Consider the following 16,063-nt stretch of genomic DNA (forward strand, 5'->3'; position numbering starts at 1 on the left):
CACCTCGGTCAATCGGAGCTTTTGATGCGTCACGCAATTCAAACATTGTTCGTCATCACATTGTTGATCTGGCCTGCTGCGTCGCGGGCCGAAATGGTGTTGCTGATGGCGGAAGAAGACGGGTGCATGTGGTGCGCCCGCTGGGACGCCGAGATTTCCGAAATCTACCCGCTGACAGCGGAAGGAAAAGTTGCCCCATTGCAACGAACGGACATCCACGCAACCACGCCCGAATGGATTATCCTGGATCGGCCCCTTTTCTATACGCCGACCTTTGTATTGCTGGAGGACGGTCATGAAATCGGCCGGATCGAGGGTTATCCTGGCGAAGACTTTTTCTGGGGGCTATTGGGTGTTTTACTACGTGACGCCGGAGTAATGATCGAGAGCTCTGGTTAAATCCCCAGGATTTACATATACTGTTTTGAATACGTGAAGCCACGAAAGCGAGAGGATCTTGTTGGACAAACAGTCGAAACTGCCCGTGTTCACCAAGGACATGTACAACGAGGACTTGGACAGGATGATGGATAACGCCCAGACGGCGTCCAATTTCCTCAAGGCGATCAGCCATGAGGGGCGGCTGATGATTCTGTGTTATTTGTCATCTGGTGAGAAATCCGTCACGCAGATGGAGGAAATGCTGTCGGCCAGACAGGCTGCCGTTTCCCAACAGTTGTCCCGCCTGCGCTTTGAAGGGCTGGTCAAGACACGACGCGAAGGCAAAACGATCTACTACAGATTGGCGGACGACCGGTCGACTCAGATTCTGGAAGTCGTCTACAATCTTTTCTGTCGGGACAAGTAGAAGCCCGAGAGAAACACCGCCAGCTTTGGGAGGAGACTGGCCATGTTCGAACTTCTGGGAGACGCCAATACAGTTGCGCTGGTCGGTCTGGTCGGCGGCATTGTACTTGGGCTTGCCGCGCGCATTGGGCGGTTCTGCACCTTGGGTGCGATTGAAGATTATCTTTATGCAAATGACGACCGGCGCCTGCGTATGTGGGCCGTCGCGATTGGTGTTGCGATCGTCGGCAGCCATTTGGGCATGGCGTTAGGGTGGATTGATCCACTCAGCACGACCCATATTGCGCAGACGTGGAATCCGATCGGATCGGTCATTGGCGGATTGATGTTCGGATATGGCATGGCCATCAGCGGAAACTGTGGCTATGGCGCGCTCGCGCGCCTTGGCGGCGGTGACCTTCGGTCATTCGTCATTGTCCTGATCGTGGGCCTTTCCGCATATGTGGTCATGTCCGGCCCTCTGGCCTATGTCAGGATCTGGCTTTTTCCCGAAGCCATGGATCTCGGTAATCCACAAAGCGTCAGCTTCCTTGCCGAACGGCTGACGTCGATACCTGCATGGGTTACAGGAACGCTTGTCGGCTCTGCCATAGTAGTGTTTGCCCTGACAAATGATCGTTTTCGTAAATCACCTGCGCAGGTTTTTTGGGGTGCGGCGGTCGGATTGGCAGTCGTTTCAGGCTGGCTTGGCACCAATTGGGTAGCCACACACGGGTTTGACGGTGAGACCTTGCAGACACACACGTTTGCCGCGCCTTTGGGTGATACCGTGTTCTATCTCATGACCGCCTCAGGCAACACGCTCTCGTTTGCGGTCGGTTCGGTTTCAGGGGTTCTGATTGGTGCTTTCCTGGGGTCATGGTCAAAAGGTCATTTCCGATGGGAAGCCTGCGAAGATCCACGTGAGCTTAAGCGGCAGATGTTGGGGGCGGCGATAATGGGGCCCGGGGCAATAATTGCGGTTGGATGCAGTGTCGGGCAAGGCATCTCCGCTTTTTCTCTGCTGGCCTATAGCGCGCCCATAACCTTTGCGGCGATCTTTGCCGGAGCAGCTCTTGGCCTGCGACAGCTTGTGTCAGGATTGTCTTTCATTCCCGAACGTTAAGCCCCACCACACGCTGCGGTTTCTTCGAACAGTCCCTGCGCAGGTTTTCGGTGCACGCACCAAGCATCGAAAACCTGCAACAGACCTTTCGATCAGCCATTGGCCATGATGGAATCCAGCGTGTCGTGTTCCGCTACAAAATGGTCTGGTGCGACTTCTTGCAGCTTTGGAACATAATCACTGTGACCGTTGACCAGTCGGCTGGGCAAAAACCGCAACGCGGCTTTGGGATCCAGCGGCGATGGCAGCTCACCCGGCAGTTTAAGGCGCTGCCGCGTCCGCTCTACATCCGGGTCCGGTATCGGCACGGCCGAGATCAGTGATTGAGTATAAGGATGGATCGGCTCCGAGCAGATCACCTCTCCATCACCCATTTCCACAATCCGACCAAGATACAGAACCATGATCCGGTTCGATACCGCACGCACAACCGACAAGTCATGGCTGATGAATATCATCGACAGGCCAAATTCCTGCTGAAGTTCCTTTAGCAGCTCGACAATCTGTGCCTGAATGGAAACGTCGAGCGCTGAAACCGCTTCGTCACAGATAATCAGCCTGGGCTTGTTGATCATCGCCCGTGCAATGCCGACGCGCTGGTTCTGCCCTCCGGACAGCTCGTGCGGGTAACGGTTGATCATGTTGGCCTGTAGACCAACCCGCTCCATCATCTCGGCGACCATCTGTTTGCGTTCCCGGTCCGTCAGATCGGGGCGGTAGGTTTTCAGCGGCTCAGCAATCGACGCTGAAATGGTCATGCGTGGATCAAGACTGGCCAACGGGTCTTGGAACACGATCTGCAGGTCCTTGCGGTATTTGTTCAGCTCGGATCGCTTCAAGCCGACGATCGGATGGCCCAACCAGCTGACGCCGCCCGCGCTGGGTTCGATCAGTTGCAAGACCGCGCGCGCCAGTGTCGATTTTCCGCAACCGGATTCGCCCACGACACCCAGAGTTTCGCCCTTGCGAATATCAAAGCTGACACCGTCGACAGCTTTCAGCGGAACCTTGCGCCCGAACAACCCGCCAGAGACATGAATAGGGAAATGAACCTTGACATCATCGACCTTGAGAAGGGGTTCTTCGGCCTTTTCCAAAGCGCGCGGTGCGTCGCCGGAATCAATCCGGGGCATCGCCTCCAGCAGGGCCCGCGTGTATTCATGTTGCGGATTTCGGAACAGCGCGCGTGTTTCACCGGCTTCGACGAATTCACCCATCCGCATGACCTGAACCCGGTCGCACATGCGCGCAACGACGCCCATGTCATGCGTGATCAGTGCAATTGCGGTGCCCTCATCTTTTTGCAGGTGAACCATCAGGTCAAGGATGTCTGCCTGAACAGTAACATCCAGCGCTGTCGTCGGCTCGTCCGCAATAAGCAGTTTGGGGCTGCACAGCATCGACATCGCAATCATCACACGCTGCCGCATTCCGCCGGATAATTCGTGCGGGAACTGGTCCAGACGACGGCCCGCTTCGGGAATTCGCACCCTGTCCAACCACTCCAGACAGCGCGCGCGCGCCGCGGACCCCTTCAGGCCCTCGTGGACCTGCAGCACTTCGCGCATCTGCTGCCCAATCTTCAGATGTGGTGTCAAAGCGGTCAGAGGATCCTGAAAGATCATGCCAACATCATCGCCGCGGATCTGGTTCAGCTTGTTCACTGGCAGGTTCAATATCTCCTGACCGTTCAGCTTGGCTGACCCGCTGGCGTGTCCGGCAGAGGGCAACAAACCCATAGCGGCCATGAAAGTCTGGCTTTTGCCGGATCCACTTTCACCAACGATACCAAGGCATTCGCCCGGATTGATATCAAAACTGATATCCTTGACCGCCTCGACGACACCATCGGGGGTGTCAAACCGGACGCTCAGGTTCTTTACGGAAAACAGACTCATATCAGCGGTCCTTCGGGTCCAAAGCGTCACGCAGACCATCGCCGATGAAGAACATCGTGATGATAATGGCGACATAGAATGTCAGCGGGAACATCAATTGCCACAGCGTTCCATAGCCCATGGTTCCCGCCCCTTCTGCGATCAGTCTTCCCAGCGACGTGTAAGGTTCGGAAATTCCCAGACCCAGGAATGAGATGAAGCTTTCGGTCAGGATCATTTCGGGCACCAGAAGCGACGCATAGACGATCACGACACCCAGCAGATTAGGCAATATATGGCGATACATGATCGTGAATTCACTGACGCCCGCGGCGCGAGCAGCCTCGATGAATTCGCGGTTCTTCAGGGCAAGCGTCTGCCCGCGAACGATACGTGACATGGTCAGCCATCCAACCGCGCCCAGTGCGATGAAAAGCGTGAAGAAGGATCGCCCGGCAACAACCAGCAGAAGGATGATGATCAGAGTTGTCGGGATAGCCAGAAGGATGTCGACAAAACGCATCATGGCGCCATCCGTCCGACCCCCAAAGTAACCGGCAGTAATGCCATAACACGTACCAACGATCAGAGCGGTCGCCGCCCCGATCAACCCCACAAGCAGGGACGTCGTGGTAGCCTGAATGACGCGGCTGTACAGATCGCGCCCCAGATCATCGACACCGAAATAGTGACCCGTTTCCATCGACGGCATTCCCATGCCCCGGACATCGCCCATGACATTCCAGTCGATCTCTTCATTGCTCCAGACCGCAAAATACGGGCCAAGGATTGTGAACAACACGATAAGCAGCAAAATGAACACACTGGCCATTGCCGCTTTGTTTCTTACAAAGCGCATGCGCGCGTCCTGCCAGAGCGAACGCCCCTGAACGGCTGTATAATCGGTGATTTCTTCGGCCAGATGCGCGGCTTTTTGTGATTTTCCTAGCATATCCAGCCCCTCAGTAGCGGATCTTCGGATCGAACCAGGCATAGGCCAGATCGGTCAGCAGGTTTACCAGAACGGTCAGAACGCCATAGAGGATCGTAACCCCAAGCAGCACAGCATAGTCGCGTGACAAGGCCGAGCCGACATAAGCCTGCCCCAGACCACCGGTCGAGAAGTAGATGTCAACAAAGACGGATCCGGTCAGCACATAAACAAACACCGGCCCCAGATAAGATACGACCGGCAGCAAGGTCGGCTTCATCGCATGGCGCCAGATCACGGTTCTTGTCGGCAGGCCCTTGGCACGGGCGGTTCTGATAAAGTTCGAATTCAGAACCTCCAGCATTGAAGACCGGGTGATCCGTGCAATCGATCCCATGTAAGATGTCGCAAGGGCGATAACCGGCATGATCAGATAGGGCCATTGACCACCATTCCACCCACCGCCGGGCAACCATCCCAGCCACAGGGTGAAGGTCAGGATCAGGATCGGACCCATGATGAAGTTGGGCAGCGCCTGCGCTGCAATCCCCAGCCCAACCGCAAAGTAGTCGATCCAGCTGTTGTGCCGGATCGCGGCGGCAATCCCCAGCCCGATGCCAACCACAGTAGCGACCAGAAAGGACAGCGACCCATAGGTCAGCGAGATCGGAAAGCCCTGCGCGATGATGTCGTTCACATCGCGGTCCTTGAACTTGAAGGACGGTCCAAAATCGAAATGCACAACGATATTGTACAGATAGTCCCAGAGTTGCTTCCACAACGGCTGGTCCAGACCATACCGCGCCTCGATATTGGCCAGAACCTGCGGCGGCAATGTCCGTTCCGAGGTAAAGGGCCCACCGGGCGCATAGTGCATCAAAAAGAAACAGGCGACGATCAGCAGCAGGATCGTCGGTATGGCGGTCAGCACCCGCCGAATGACATAGGCAAGCATTCAATGCCCCCAATAGATGGCGCTGCCCCGAAGAAAACTTCGGGGCAGGTCATGGTCAGAAGATGATTACTCGGCGATTTTGTAGAGGTTCTTGGAATACCAGTTTTGCTCTACGTTTTTGACCGGCCAGTTTCCGACATCGCTGTCCATCATGTAGACACCAGCATAGTGATAGATCGGGATAACGGGGGTTTCCTGAGCGATAATACGCTCGACCTCGGTGTACAGCGGTGCCGGATCGTCCGAAGTTTTGGCTTCGGCCAACAACTCGTCCACACGGGCATTGTTATACTTGCCGTCGTTGTAGCCCGAATCCGACTGCAACAGGTCAAGGAAGGTTGAGGCTTCGTTATAGTCGCCACACCACGCGCCGCGGGCCAGATCAAAGTTCTGGTTGCCCCGCTCTTCCAGGAAGACTTTCCATTCCATGTTGGCCAGTTCAACATTGGCGCCCAGTTTTTGCTTCCACATCTGACTCAGCGCGACAGCAACTTTCTTGTGGGCTTCCGAAGTGTTGTAGACCATCGAGAAGGTCAAAGGGTTATCCGCACCAAAGCCGGCCTCGGCCAACAGTTCCTTGGCCAGCTCATCGCGCTCGGTCTGGCTCATTGACGCCATTTCAACGACCGGAACCGTAAAGCCTGCGGTTGCTTCTGGCACAAATGTATACGCGGGCGGCTCGCCACCGGCCTTGATGTTCTTGGTGATGATGTCCCGGTCAACGGCTAGCGACAGAGCCTGACGAACTTTGGGGTTCTTGAATACTTCAGGGCCGCTGTCAGACACGTTAAACGTGTAGTAATAGTTGCACAGGCGCGGGAAGCTGATGGCCTCGCCCGGATGCTCTTCTTGCAGACGCGGGAATTGACCGGCAGGAACTTCGGTCCGGTCCAGTTCACCGGCCAGATAGCGGGTCAGGGCTACGTTTTCATCATTGATGACCAGTGCCACAACCTTGTCGATGATGGTGTTGTCATTGTCCCAGTACATCTCGTTGCGCTCACGGACCGAACGTTCCTGCGGCAAGTGCTCGGTCAGAACATACGCGCCATTCGACACGATGTTTCCCGGTTTGGTCCATTCGTCACCAAATTCCGCTATCACCTTCTGAGGTGCCGGGAAGGTTGTCGAATGCGTCGTCATCTGCGGGAAATACGGCAGCGGCGCGCTCAACGTGACTTCCAGGGTTGTGTCATCGATGGCTTTGACGCCCAGATCATCAATCGGCTTTTCGCCTGCGATGATTGCCGAAGCGTTTTCGATCGACATCAGCTCCATGAACCACGCGTAAGGAGAGGACAGTGCCGGATCAACTGCGCGTTTCCATGCAAAAACGAAATCTCCGGCGGTTACCGGGTCGCCATTCGACCATTTCGCATTGTCGCGCAGTGTGAAGGTGTAAACCTTCTTGCTGTCATCGACGGTGTAACCTGTTGCAACGCCCGGAACCAGATTGCCATCCTCATCCTGGTTCATCAGCCCTTCAAACAGGTCACGTACAATTTCAGCACCGGAAACGTCTTCGACAACCTGCGGATCGACCGAGCTGTGCTCGTCCAGAATGCGGTAGGTAAAGGTCTGATCGTCCGCCAGCGCTTCGCCGGTTTCAGGATGCGTGCCAGCGGCAAACGCGGCACCTGTGATCATGGTCGACGACAAAAGCCCCGCCACTGAGTTCCGAATGTATCTGTTCATGATTTCTCTCCCATAAGTTCGTCGCTGCGCGGCCCCACTTGATCGGGGTCGCACGCAGCAGCCGGATTAGACCGACGCCCGCTGAGACTTCGTTCATTTCGATTTTGATTTTGCCAATTCGCAAGGAACACTGCGTCGCAGCTTTCTTGGTTTCTGTCGGTAAAGAAGTTGCGAAAGTTGTCTTTCGCTGCCGCAAACCGTGACATCTTTTGGCTCTGGGATAAAGCCTTGATGAAATTTCAAGCAACCATAAGCAGAAATATCCCCAACGACCTGTCGCTGGCAATTTTCTGAGGATCGGCCCGGTTTTCGTGACATTTTCGTGAAGCCACGCGGGTTCCGAACGATCCCTCGTGCCCGAATGGCAACCGCATCCCGGTCTCCGACAAACCAAAACGGCGCGAATCAGTGGCGACGTTTTAACAATCCTGCAATCCGTTACCCGTCACGCGTGGTTTAGAATATCACCGGTCAGAACGTTGAGCTTTGCAAGCCCCTCTCGCAAGTGGTCTTCCGGCAGGGCAGAGCTGAACCGAAAGTGGCTTTCGACCCCGAACCGTGTGGGATGTGTCGCAAATTTTTGGGACGGCCAGAGTAAGCGACTTACTGGATATACTTATCCTGCTATCTTGGCGAATAGCTGAAAGCCGGAAGTCGTATCGCCTGAGAATGCCGCTTCCGGATCATGTTGGCGACCTCGATACCGTCCAAAGTCGCCGATGCGGATCTGAATGATTTGAACCTGCACATGTGTCGTACGCGACGCTTAATAAGCCGATGATCCTGTTCGATCAGGTTATTATCCGGCATGAATGATCGCGACGCTTCAATCGGAGGTTCCGAAGACTTCAATGTGGTTTATTATTGAACCACCGGGATTGGGGCGTTGGGAGCACGAATGGCGGATAACAATATCGTGGAACAGGACCACCGTTTCATCAAGAGACGCACGCGGCCAATGATGGGGTTCAAGGCCTTCGCTTCAGCGGCGGCAACGCTCGACGGAATCGAAGCGTCGCATATGATCCACAAGGACCAATTCACACCCAGACTCTGTCCATTTCAGCAGTTCGCTGAGCTCGCCACCTGACTCATAAGCGATTGCTGAAACAACTCAGCGGGCTCAAATCTTTGCAACAGAACCATGATGATGCGCGCGTTTTCAAGGATTGCGTCCAATGTCCGGGCATGGTGCCTCTGCCTGGCGGAGAATACCATATGGGATCTCCAGACGGCGAAGCCGGTCGCGGCGTGGACGAAGGGCCGGTACATCTTGTCACAGTTCCGGATGGACTCTCGGTCAGCCAGTTCGAGATCACCTTTGATGACTGGCAATTCTGCCAGGATGCACGCGCCTGCACGCTTGACCCGGCGGATGTCGACTGGGGTCGAGGCGCAAGGCCCGTCATCTAGTGAGCTGGTATGACACTGCGCAATACCTAAGCTGGCTGACGGGGGTTTCCGGACATCTCTACCGGCTGCCGACCGAAGCCGAATGGGAGTATTTCGCCCGCGCTGGCACAACCACCCCCTATCATACAGGCACAGAATTAATGGCAACTGACGCAAACTGGGATATCAGAACAACCGCTGACCGGATCGCCAATACAACCGTGGCCAAGACCGTCCCGGTTGGGGAATATGCGCCAAACGCGTTCGGACTGCACGACATCCACGGCAATGTTTCCGAATGGGTGCAGGATTGCTATGACGAATCTGCCTATGCCGAATTCAGTGACTACCCAAAGCCTCGAACAGGAGAACCGGGTTGCCGCCGTGTTGCGAGAGGAGGAACCTCTCACTACTCAATGACCTACGCCAGATCCGCCAACCGATCTGCCTTTGATCCAACCTCAGATCGTTCGATGTAGGCTTTCGCGTAGTGCGCGATGACCCAGGATGATTCAGAACGCCGATCGAGCCGCATGATGAGTTCGCCCGTTTTTTCACCCGATCTGAAAATCGGGATCAGGACATGCGAACAGCGATAGAAAATGAGTACCCTTTCCGGTAGGGTTTGCGGTCATACACGGAGATTCCTAAGCAACCTACCAACAGATTCTTTCGATGACCGGACTGGACGCACACATCAACAACGCTGCATTCTGCGACGCTGTTCTTGCACAGTTCGACGCCTGGGTTGAGGATGGTACGATTAAAACCTAAGCCAGAACGACCTTACAACTGACCCACAATTCCCCGCAGAACCGGGTCGGGAAAAGTTTGCGGCCATTCCTGCCAACCGCTATCAACATCCAGACAAGGATGAATGGCGATCGCTTGATGGTAAATAAAACGGATACTGAAAAAGAAGTCGGACAGACTCTGCAAAGGTTGCGGCAGGAGCGTAATCTGACGCTGGCGGATCTGGCCACCCGGGCGCAGATTTCAACCGCGATGATCAGCCGGATCGAAAACGGGCATGTATCCCCTTCACTTGGCACGTTGCAATCATTGGCGGATGCTCTGGACGTCGCGCTGATGGCGCTGTTTGCACATTCCGAAGTGGCAGCTGATGTGCATCATGTCAAAGCGGGCGACGGGTTGCCATCGCGGCGCATCACGCAGGGCCACGCACATGATTACATGTTGCTGGGCAAACATAGCGGGCCCGGTGGCACGTTTCAGTCTGCCCATATCACCATCTCACGTGACCAGTCAGAAAGCCTGCCAAGCTATCAGCATGAAGGGTACGTCTTTCTCTATATGATCAGGGGCACGGCGGTCTATCGATGCGGGACCGAGGATTTTACGATGGCCGCCGGAGATACGCTGAGCTTTGACGCCAAGCTGCCTCATGGCTTTCATCAAATCCTGTCAAATGCGATTGAATTCATCACCGTTTCAACACGTCCGCAGTAAGCAGGCATCACATTCCGACGGCATCGGGCCGTATAACCCACCGGAACCATTTCATATTCCTATATTATGTGAAACTATGAATAATCCGACCGTAAATCTCAATCAGGCCTAGTCCCCGCATGAAGATCACTTTCAAACAGGTTGACGCTTTTCGAACCGTGGTTTCGACCGGAACCGTGACCGAGGCGGCGGCGATGCTGGGTATCTCGCAGCCCGCGGTCAGTCGCCTGATTTCGGACTTTGAGGCCGAAGTTGGATTTCGGTTGTTTCAACGCTCGGGCCGGGTGCTGGTGCCCACGGATGAGGCCCGTCTGCTGGTGGAAGAAGTTCGGCAGGCCGTCAGCGGCATGGAACACATCAAGGAATCTGCGACTGCCATCGGGAAATTCGGCCACGCGCGGCTTAGCCTTGTGATCACCCCGGGGGTGTCGTCCCAACTGGCCCCCGATCTGATTCAAGAATTCGCCGCCACCTGGCCGCAGGCCATGGCCCGGATGGAAATCGCGCCCAGCGACGATGCGGTCGAATGGATGGTCTCGCAGAATTACGATTTCGGGGTCACGACGACCGAACCCGCCAACCCGTCCTTTGATAGTCTGGTTATCCGGAACAGCGATGTGTGCTGCGTCGTTCCAACTGGTCACCCTCTGGCCGGGAAAACCCTTGTACAGGCGCAGGATCTGGCTGGTGAGAATTTTATCTCATACATGCCTTCCTCGCGGTTCCGGTTCGAGATGGATCAGTTTTTCGAGGCAAAAGGCATTCAACGGCAGATGCAGTATGAGACGCGCACTACCGACGCAGTATGCCGTCTTGTTGCGCGTGGGTTGGGCGTCTCGGTTGTCGGGGCCAGCCTGGATTACCTCAGAACAATTCCTGACTGTGTCGCCCTGCCCTTTGCGGCACCTCTGACCTTTCGGGCAGTTCTGTTCTGGTCCAAAAACAAGCCCCTGTCTGCCGTCGGGCAATCCTTTCTAAAGATCGTGCAATCTCAGATCAACGGCGATTAAGCGCCTCGCGGAAACTGGCACGCGCCTGTGCGCTGTGAATATACGTGTAGTCCCGCGGATAGGGGGCACCTGCCGTTAGTTCCATAGAAACAAACTGTGGACCGTTGGATGACAGCACCTGCGGCAGCGCCGCAGAAAACTGATCCAGCGTGGTAAATCGCTGCACTCCGGCATAACCGGCGGCCCATGCCATAGCAGTAAAATCCACTCTGTCCGCGCCGGGCAAAGGGTGCGAGCCGTTCACCTCATAGACGCGGTTGGCCGAAAGGAAATGGTAAAGGTTTGTCACTCCCGCATTGGCAATCGTCACCAAAGTTCCCAGATTCATCAGCAGGCTGCCGTCGCCATCCAGCACGATCACACGCCGATCAGGATTGGCCAGTGCCAGACCCAAACCATGAGAGGATGCCTGTCCCATTGCGCCGACAGCCACATAGTTCAGATCGCGCGGGTTTAGGGCAAGCCAGTCGAAACAGTTTTGATACACGGCGACAACGATGTCCTCCTCGCGGACATGAGGGATCAGGGCTTTCAACGCGGCATCGCGGTGCATTGTCATGGCGCCTCCGGTGCGCGGCCAATCAGGAAAATATGAGGTCTTGAGGCCGCATAGGCCGCTTCGATCGCCTGCGGGATATGGTCTTCATCTCCCGGTTCCTCGATCAGGGAATGTGACAGCTCCATAGCGTCCAGCACCGGCCGGACGATCCGCACCCCGTAAGAGGCTGACTGATCCGGGTGCATATGTGGCTCCTTGCCTTGCAGTCCAACCATCATGACCACCGGCAGTTCATAGTCGACGCCAATGGCCCGGATCGCATTCAGGGAATCCATCAACCCGGTTTGCTGCATCATCAAGACCGCCCGCGTACCGTTGTATGACATCGCCCCGCAAATACTGACGCCCTCATCTTCTTTACAGATACGGGTCAGGCGAAATACGGGATCGCGTGAGATCGGCCAGAGAAGTCCATCACTGGTAACAATATCCGGCAGCGCAACTATTTCACGAACACCCGCCACCTTGATTGCGGCTATGATTGCGGCGCCGGATGGATGCGCGACCTGCGGAGCATCTTCTGCTGGTTGAGGGGACGCGACCATCAGGCACCTCCGGCCAGAAACGCAGCGATCCCGTCCCGTGCCGCCTGCAATTCATGGCGGTGGCCAATGGTAATGCGGATATAGTCGCGATAGGCGGGCGAGGCGAACCGGCGGACGGCAACGCCGCGCTGCCGCAAGAACCGATCCACCGCTTCGGCAGATTTCCTGGGATCTGGAAACTGAACCAGCACAAAGTTGGTCTGGCTTGGAACCACATACAGGCCCAGTTCCGTTAGTGCGGTCGAAAGCCATTTTCGATTATTCAGGTTGGTCTCTCGCACAAAACGGGTGTGCACAGTGTCTTCCAGTGCTGCAACTGCTGCCGCAACCGAAGAAGACGCCACGGGAAAGGTCAGACTGATCCGGCGCACGCTGTCGACCACATCCTCAGGCCCGAACATCCAGCCGACGCGTGCGCCCGCCAGTCCGAAAATCTTTGAAAACGTCCGGCACATGACAACATTGTCCGCAGCCTCCACCTGCTTGTGCGCAGGCTCATAATCCACCGCATCGACATATTCCTCGTAGGCGGCATCAATGATCAGAAGCACATTTTCAGGCAACGCAGCATGAAGACGGCGCAGCTCTGATCCGTTCAGATATGTACCTGCCGGGTTTTCGGGATTGGCAAGGTAAACGATCCGGGTACGTTTAGTCACCGCCTCGATCATTCGGTCGACTGAGGGTTTGAAGGCATCGTCCGCGACCGACACCACCTCGGCGTCATTGGCATAGGCGTAGTTCGGTACTTTGAGATAGCCGTTTGCGCTGCGGATCAACTCGGTGCCCTGCCCCAGATAGGCGCGGGCCAGGCGGGCCAGCAGATCGTCCGATCCCTGCCCGGTGGTGATCCGTGCGGCGTCCAGCCCAAATTTCTCGGCGATTGCTGGGGCCAGAATGTGATCGGGGTTTTCAACATAGCGTTCGACACTGCTGATGGCCGCACAGGCGGCGGAGCGGGCCGTCGGGCTGGGACCAAACACACTTTCATTCGAGTTCAGAAGGATCGCAGGCGGCGGAACGTCCATGGACGCCGCACCCATCATATGAGGTTTGATCCTGTCTATTCCAGCTTTAGCACGGGCTATGACCATCCAAATCCTCCGGCGCCGCCAGTGACGGCAATGGCAATTTCATACATATATCACACAACATATAATTTTAGACAATTCACTTTCAAAAAAATTATGTTATGAAAGTCGCAGCCCAGTAGAAGAACCCGGATGACCGACACGCTTTCACCCCAACCCAGCAGGCTTCACCTGACCATTAATCTGGATGCGCCGGGTCGGCAGGTTGGCGATCTTATGCTGAAATGGTCCGACAATACCGTACCGCTGGGATACCATCCCATCCCGATCATCAGCCTGCGGGGCAAACCGGGGCCGTCTGTCCTGATTCTGGGCGGCACACATGGGGACGAATTCGAAGGGCCCTCAGCAATCCTGCGTCTGGCGGAACGGCTGAACCCTGCCGAACTCTCCGGGCAGGTGATCCTGATCCCGGCCCTGAACGCGCCCGCCTTTCAGGCTTCGTCGCGGGTTTCGCCATTGGATGGTCAGAACCTGAACCGCGCTTTTCCGGGCGATGCGGATGGTGGCCCGACGGCCATGCTGGCGCATTTTGTCGAAACCGTACTGCTGCACCGCGTTGACGCAGCCATAGACCTGCACTCAGGTGGTAAGGCGTCCGTTTTCGATCCTTGCGCACTGGCGGCAAGGGGGGATGACACAGACCTGACCGCAGCCAACATGGATTTGGCCCGCGCCTTTGGGCTTCCGCTGATCTGGGTACTGGGCGTGCATAACGACAACCGCTCGGTGAATGCTGCCGCTGCCCGCGCCGGAGTTCCGATGATCGCAGCAGAACTTAGTGGCGGAGGGGGTGTCGATCCTCATGCCACTGACCTTGCTGAAGCCGGGCTGATACGCTGCCTGAAACATCTGGGCATTCTGCCGGGCGGCTCTCCTGCCCCAGCACCGGCGCAATGTGTGGAAGTCGCCGATCCGCTGCATTCGATCCATGCGCCTGCGGATGGCCTGTTCGACCGCCGCTGCGCTGCCGGGCAACAGGTAATCAAAGGTGATCTGGCGGGTACTCTGCACTTTCCGACCGAACCGGAACGCGCAGCTGTCAAGCTTACCTTTCCCGCAACGGGCCATGTTCTGGCCCATGGCAATCACGGCATTGTACGCCGGGGCGATTTGCTGGCGCTGGTTGCCCAACCCGTGCCCGAGGGACGTTGAATGAAAACCTGCTCTCCGTTCATTTCCGGTGCCTTTGTTGATTGGGATGGTGAAACCCTGCCCAGCGTCGACCCCGCCACTGGTCAGGTCTGGTGCAAGGTCGCCCGTTGCGACGCACAAACCGCCGATCAGGCTATCCGGGATGCCGATCATGCTTTCCGGAACGGGCCATGGGCAAAGTCGGGGCCGCCAGAGAGGTCGGATGCGCTCGACCGATTGGCAGACATCTTGGAAACCTGCTGGGAAGAGCTTGTAACGCCTGAAATCCGCGACAACGGAAAGCGCATTGCCGAGGTGCGCGGACAATTTTCCGGGCTGCACAGCTGGTTCAGGTATTTCGCGGCAGAGGCGCGCAAACTACAACCCGAAACGCAAGCCAACAACGTCCCAGGCGTGCAGAGCGTTGGGTACCATTTGCCCTATGGCGTCGTGGTCGCCATCACGCCATGGAACTCTCCGTTGATGATCCTTGCCTGGAAGCTGGCACCGGCATTGGCGGCGGGCAATACGGTGGTTGTGAAACCTTCTGAAATGGCCTCGGCCTCGACTCTGGAATTCGCACGGCTGGCGCACGAAGCAGGACTGCCGCCCGGGGTGTTAAACGTGGTCACCGGACTGGGTCACGAAGTGGGCGAGGCGTTGGTTCGTCACCCCCTGACGCGCAAGGTCACTTTTACCGGCTCGGATTTTGGCGGTCGTAAAGTGGCCGAGGCTGCCTCAGCCGGAGTAATCCCTGCGGTGCTGGAGCTGGGTGGAAAGTCTCCGCAGGTGGTCTTTGCCGACTGCGATCTGGACAATGTGGTCAACGGAATCCTGTCCGGCATCTTCCTGTCGAACGGTCAAACCTGCGTCGCCGGTTCAAGGCTGATTGTTGAGGCCGGGTTGAAAGACAAGCTGGTATCACGCCTGGTCGACCGGGCGCGAGCGCTTAGGATGGGTGACCCGATGGACCCAGACACTCAGATCGCACCACTGGCCAACGAGCCGCATCTGCGCAAGGTGACGGCGATGATCGAACGTGCCAAGGCCGATGGCGCAGCCTGCCTGCTGGATGGAACCGCTACGGCAGCGGGTCGGAACGGATTCCATATCGGGCCGACGGTGTTCGACAATGTAAGCCCCGACATGCAGCTTTGGCGTGAAGAAGTGTTCGGCCCGGTTCTTGCCGTAACCTCATTCACTACCGAAGACGAAGCCATCGCGCTGGCCAATGACAGCGACTATGGGCTGGCTGCAGGGGTGTGGACGACCGATGCCGACAAGGGCGCGCGTATCGCCGGGGCTATTGCGGCAGGCACGGTCTACATCAACCACTATCGCAGCGTAGACCCTGCCAGCCCCATCGGCGGGATCAAGCTGTCGGGCTATGGGCGTGAACTTGGCCCGAACGCCATCAAGGATTTCTGTCAGGTCAAATCGATATGGACCGGCACCGCGCCAGTCCCCGATCCATTCCCCTGACCACCGATAC

General features: G+C 56.6%; 16 protein-coding genes and 2 pseudogenes. 10 read left to right on the forward strand and 8 right to left on the reverse strand.

Translation table 11 applies throughout. The annotated features are described in order from the left end of the window. The first annotated feature begins 24 nt into the window (after positions 1–24). The 3 genes from AC2FLZ_RS08355 (at position 25) to AC2FLZ_RS08365 (ending at position 1,912) form a co-directional block, all read left to right on the forward strand. Positions 25–399 carry a hypothetical protein gene (locus AC2FLZ_RS08355; RefSeq protein WP_480520623.1) on the forward strand — a complete coding sequence of 125 codons (375 nt, stop codon included), beginning with the start codon at positions 25–27 and terminating at the stop codon, positions 397–399. Between the two features lie 100 nt (positions 400–499). Further along, positions 500–808, forward strand: a complete 309-nt coding sequence (locus AC2FLZ_RS08360; RefSeq protein ID WP_480520690.1) for a metalloregulator ArsR/SmtB family transcription factor — start codon at positions 500–502, stop codon at positions 806–808. Between the two features lie 42 nt (positions 809–850). After that, entirely contained in the window at positions 851–1,912 is a 1,062-nt protein-coding gene (locus AC2FLZ_RS08365) for a YeeE/YedE family protein (protein WP_496882060.1), read from the forward strand. Positions 1,913–2,004: 92 nt separating this feature from the next. Here AC2FLZ_RS08365 and AC2FLZ_RS08370 read toward each other — a convergent pair whose 3' ends face one another. From AC2FLZ_RS08370 to AC2FLZ_RS08390, 5 genes and pseudogenes are all read right to left on the reverse strand, one after another. Beyond that, on the reverse strand, positions 2,005–3,810 hold the full coding sequence (locus AC2FLZ_RS08370; protein ID WP_480520627.1) for an ABC transporter ATP-binding protein: 1,806 nt from the start codon (positions 3,808–3,810) through the stop codon (positions 2,005–2,007). Between the two features lies 1 nt (position 3,811). Continuing rightward, on the reverse strand, positions 3,812–4,741 hold the full coding sequence (locus AC2FLZ_RS08375) for an ABC transporter permease subunit (protein ID WP_480478073.1): 930 nt from the start codon (positions 4,739–4,741) through the stop codon (positions 3,812–3,814). A gap of 10 nt (positions 4,742–4,751) precedes the next feature. Then, on the reverse strand, positions 4,752–5,675 hold the full coding sequence (oppB, locus tag AC2FLZ_RS08380) for an oligopeptide ABC transporter permease OppB (protein WP_209507493.1): 924 nt from the start codon (positions 5,673–5,675) through the stop codon (positions 4,752–4,754). A gap of 66 nt (positions 5,676–5,741) precedes the next feature. Continuing rightward, positions 5,742–7,370, reverse strand: coding sequence for a peptide ABC transporter substrate-binding protein (locus AC2FLZ_RS08385; RefSeq protein WP_496882061.1), 1,629 nt, complete (start codon positions 7,368–7,370; stop codon positions 5,742–5,744). 616 nt (positions 7,371–7,986) lie between these two features. Beyond that, positions 7,987–8,171 (reverse strand): annotated as a pseudogene (locus tag AC2FLZ_RS08390) (DDE-type integrase/transposase/recombinase); the annotation flags it as partial. Positions 8,172–8,277: 106 nt separating this feature from the next. On the opposite strand from AC2FLZ_RS08390, the pseudogene AC2FLZ_RS08395 reads away from it, so the two are divergent. The 5 genes and pseudogenes from AC2FLZ_RS08395 to AC2FLZ_RS08415 all read left to right on the forward strand — a co-directional run. Further along, positions 8,278–8,460: pseudogene (locus tag AC2FLZ_RS08395) on the forward strand (DDE-type integrase/transposase/recombinase); the annotation flags it as partial. Between the two features lie 41 nt (positions 8,461–8,501). Further along, positions 8,502–8,783: a formylglycine-generating enzyme family protein gene (locus tag AC2FLZ_RS08400; protein ID WP_496882062.1), complete on the forward strand. Its 282-nt coding sequence runs from the start codon at positions 8,502–8,504 to the stop codon at positions 8,781–8,783. Then, complete coding sequence (locus tag AC2FLZ_RS08405) at positions 8,783–9,241, forward strand: formylglycine-generating enzyme family protein (protein ID WP_496882063.1); 459 nt, start codon at positions 8,783–8,785, stop codon at positions 9,239–9,241. The genes AC2FLZ_RS08400 and AC2FLZ_RS08405 overlap by 1 nt, the downstream gene beginning before the upstream one ends. Before the next feature lie 412 nt (positions 9,242–9,653). Beyond that, positions 9,654–10,232, forward strand: coding sequence for a helix-turn-helix domain-containing protein (locus AC2FLZ_RS08410; protein WP_496882064.1), 579 nt, complete (start codon positions 9,654–9,656; stop codon positions 10,230–10,232). Between the two features lie 119 nt (positions 10,233–10,351). Further along, positions 10,352–11,242: a LysR substrate-binding domain-containing protein gene (locus AC2FLZ_RS08415; protein ID WP_480520636.1), complete on the forward strand. Its 891-nt coding sequence runs from the start codon at positions 10,352–10,354 to the stop codon at positions 11,240–11,242. Here AC2FLZ_RS08415 and AC2FLZ_RS08420 read toward each other — a convergent pair. Genes AC2FLZ_RS08420 through AC2FLZ_RS08430 form a run of 3 tightly spaced genes read right to left on the reverse strand, consistent with a single transcriptional unit; the run spans position 11,229 to position 13,440 of the window. Beyond that, the gene (locus tag AC2FLZ_RS08420; RefSeq protein ID WP_496882065.1) at positions 11,229–11,801 is read right to left on the reverse strand and encodes a thiamine pyrophosphate-dependent enzyme; all 573 of its coding nucleotides are present in this window, start codon (positions 11,799–11,801) and stop codon (positions 11,229–11,231) included. The genes AC2FLZ_RS08415 and AC2FLZ_RS08420 overlap by 14 nt on opposite strands. Further along, positions 11,798–12,346 (reverse strand): decarboxylase, encoded by a 549-nt coding sequence (locus AC2FLZ_RS08425; RefSeq protein WP_480477985.1) that lies wholly within the window; start codon positions 12,344–12,346, stop codon positions 11,798–11,800. The genes AC2FLZ_RS08420 and AC2FLZ_RS08425 overlap by 4 nt, the downstream gene beginning before the upstream one ends. Then, positions 12,346–13,440, reverse strand: coding sequence for a pyridoxal phosphate-dependent aminotransferase (locus tag AC2FLZ_RS08430; RefSeq protein WP_496715894.1), 1,095 nt, complete (start codon positions 13,438–13,440; stop codon positions 12,346–12,348). The genes AC2FLZ_RS08425 and AC2FLZ_RS08430 overlap by 1 nt, the downstream gene beginning before the upstream one ends. Before the next feature lie 129 nt (positions 13,441–13,569). Here AC2FLZ_RS08430 and AC2FLZ_RS08435 point away from each other — a divergent pair, with 129 nt between their 5' ends. Further along, positions 13,570–14,592 (forward strand): succinylglutamate desuccinylase/aspartoacylase family protein, encoded by a 1,023-nt coding sequence (locus tag AC2FLZ_RS08435; protein ID WP_496882066.1) that lies wholly within the window; start codon positions 13,570–13,572, stop codon positions 14,590–14,592. Beyond that, positions 14,593–16,053: an aldehyde dehydrogenase gene (locus AC2FLZ_RS08440; RefSeq protein WP_496882067.1), complete on the forward strand. Its 1,461-nt coding sequence runs from the start codon at positions 14,593–14,595 to the stop codon at positions 16,051–16,053. The last annotated feature ends 10 nt before the right edge of the window (positions 16,054–16,063 follow it).

The organism is Ruegeria sp. YKSF131, from assembly GCF_059612645.1.

Bases quoted from the DNA above. Each gene is read 5' to 3' on its own strand.
- AC2FLZ_RS08375 (WP_480478073.1), bottom strand. From the start codon at position 4,741: ATGCTAGGAAAATCACAAAAAGCCGCGCATCTGGCCGAAGAAATCACC.
- AC2FLZ_RS08385 (WP_496882061.1), bottom strand. From the start codon at position 7,370: ATGAACAGATACATTCGGAACTCAGTGGCGGGGCTTTTGTCGTCGACC.
- AC2FLZ_RS08440 (WP_496882067.1), top strand. From the start codon at position 14,593: ATGAAAACCTGCTCTCCGTTCATTTCCGGTGCCTTTGTTGATTGGGAT.
- AC2FLZ_RS08410 (WP_496882064.1), top strand. From the start codon at position 9,654: ATGGTAAATAAAACGGATACTGAAAAAGAAGTCGGACAGACTCTGCAA.
- oppB (WP_209507493.1), bottom strand. From the start codon at position 5,675: ATGCTTGCCTATGTCATTCGGCGGGTGCTGACCGCCATACCGACGATC.
- AC2FLZ_RS08355 (WP_480520623.1), top strand. From the start codon at position 25: ATGCGTCACGCAATTCAAACATTGTTCGTCATCACATTGTTGATCTGG.
- AC2FLZ_RS08420 (WP_496882065.1), bottom strand. From the start codon at position 11,801: ATGACAATGCACCGCGATGCCGCGTTGAAAGCCCTGATCCCTCATGTC.
- AC2FLZ_RS08430 (WP_496715894.1), bottom strand. From the start codon at position 13,440: ATGGTCATAGCCCGTGCTAAAGCTGGAATAGACAGGATCAAACCTCAT.
- AC2FLZ_RS08425 (WP_480477985.1), bottom strand. From the start codon at position 12,346: ATGGTCGCGTCCCCTCAACCAGCAGAAGATGCTCCGCAGGTCGCGCAT.
- AC2FLZ_RS08360 (WP_480520690.1), top strand. From the start codon at position 500: ATGTACAACGAGGACTTGGACAGGATGATGGATAACGCCCAGACGGCG.
- AC2FLZ_RS08415 (WP_480520636.1), top strand. From the start codon at position 10,352: ATGAAGATCACTTTCAAACAGGTTGACGCTTTTCGAACCGTGGTTTCG.
- AC2FLZ_RS08370 (WP_480520627.1), bottom strand. From the start codon at position 3,810: ATGAGTCTGTTTTCCGTAAAGAACCTGAGCGTCCGGTTTGACACCCCC.
- AC2FLZ_RS08435 (WP_496882066.1), top strand. From the start codon at position 13,570: ATGACCGACACGCTTTCACCCCAACCCAGCAGGCTTCACCTGACCATT.
- AC2FLZ_RS08365 (WP_496882060.1), top strand. From the start codon at position 851: ATGTTCGAACTTCTGGGAGACGCCAATACAGTTGCGCTGGTCGGTCTG.